General features: G+C 73.7%; 1 protein-coding gene and 1 pseudogene. Both read left to right on the top strand.

Translation table 11 applies throughout. The features are described from left to right. Positions 1–129: 129 nt before the first annotated feature. Positions 130–1104: a mycothiol synthase gene (mshD, locus tag AA75_RS33900; RefSeq protein ID WP_033824199.1), complete on the top strand. Its 975-nt coding sequence runs from the start codon at positions 130–132 to the stop codon at positions 1102–1104. 147 nt (positions 1105–1251) lie between these two features. Further along, positions 1252–1511: pseudogene (locus AA75_RS33895) on the top strand (hypothetical protein); the annotation flags it as partial.

Raw genomic sequence — 1511 nt, 5'->3', positions numbered from 1 at the left:
CCTCCGGGTTCCCCGGAGGGGCTTCTCGCATTTCCGGGCCCGGTCATTTCCGGCTCGATCATTTTCACCGCCCGGGCTCCGGGCCGGGTGCCCGGTGGGCCGGAGCTGATGCGGCGTAAGGTCGCTGATATGGAGACCGCTGAGCACACTTCGCGCGCCGACGACCAGGGCCGGATCCTGGCGACGGACTCACTCACTCCGGAACAGCTCGATGTGGCCAGGACCGTACTGACCTCGGTCGCCGAGGCCGACGGACGGGACGCCGTGTCGGAGGCGGGCCGGCTGCGGATCAAGGCGGACAGCCCGCGCCCGGGTGTCCGCCATCTCGTCCAGACGTACGCGGACGCCCCCGCCGGGTATGCCCAGCTGGAGGGCTCCGGGCAGGCCGCGGCCTCTGCCGAGCTCGCGGTGGTGCCGCAGCTGCGCGGCCGGGGGCTGGGTCACCGGCTGGTCGACCAGGTGCTGGCGGTCGCCGGGCCGGGGACCTGGGTCGACTTCTGGGCACACGGGGGCCACCCGGCCGCGGCCCGCCTGGCGGAGGTGTACGGCGCCGAGCTGGTGCGCGAGCTGCGGCAGCTGCGGCGGACCGGTGAGGTTCCGGCGCAGGTGCCGCTGCCGGCCGGGATCGAGCTCCGTACCTTCCGTCCCGGTGAGGACGACGAGGCCTGGCTGCGGCTGAACGCGCTGGCCTTCGCCCACCACCCCGAGCAGGGCAGCTGGACCGGCGCGGACCTGGCCGACCGGCTGGCCGAGCCCTGGTTCGACGCGGACGGCTTCTTCCTGGCGGTCCGGGACGGGGAGCCCGTGGGCTTCCACTGGACCAAGGTGCACCCGGACGGCCTAGGCGAGGTGTACGTCGTCGGGGTGGCCCCGGGCGAGCAGGGCAGTGGTCTCGGGCGGGTGCTGACCGCGGCGGGCCTGCGCCACCTGCTGCTGGAGCGGAAGGTGCCGGCGGTGCTGCTGTACGTGGACGCCGACAATCCGGCCGCGTTGCGGGTATACGAGAGGTTGGGGTTCACCATCCACGAAGTGGACCTGATGTACCGCGTTCAGTCCGCGGCCGCCGGTGCCGGACAGCAGGTCCGGATCCACCCCCAGGGGTGACCGACTCAGCTTTCCTCCCGGCCATGCGGTGTTTACCGTGGATTCAATTGACACCGCGAAGATCACAGGATGAAGCCCGAAGTGCCTCGTCCACGTACCGCCCACCGACCGGCCGTCTCTCCGGCCGGCTCCGGCGGGTGGGCGCCGGTGCCGCGGGACGAGGGCAGTGAGCGCACCGTCGGTGTGCCGTACGGCCAGGACTTCGCCCTGCAGGAGGAGCTGAACACGATGAGCATCCCTCGGCCTGTCTCCGCCCCGCTGTCGTCGTCGCCCAGCGCCCAGGGCGCCGGCCCGGGCGCGGGCGCGGATCCGGCTGCCCCGCCGGCCGGCGACAGCGGCGGCGCGGGCGTGACGGCCACCGGCCAGGACGAGGCGAAGGCCCCGGCCCGGCCCCGGACGGCGAAGCG

It is taken from the genome of Kitasatospora sp. MBT63 (genome assembly GCF_000710465.2).
In the GTDB taxonomy this organism is placed as follows: domain Bacteria; phylum Actinomycetota; class Actinomycetes; order Streptomycetales; family Streptomycetaceae; genus Kitasatospora.
The sequence above is the reverse complement of the archived record's forward strand: the minus strand, read 5'-3'. Positions and strand labels throughout refer to the sequence as shown.

Bases quoted from the DNA above. Each gene is read 5' to 3' on its own strand.
- mshD (WP_033824199.1), top strand. From the start codon at position 130: ATGGAGACCGCTGAGCACACTTCGCGCGCCGACGACCAGGGCCGGATC.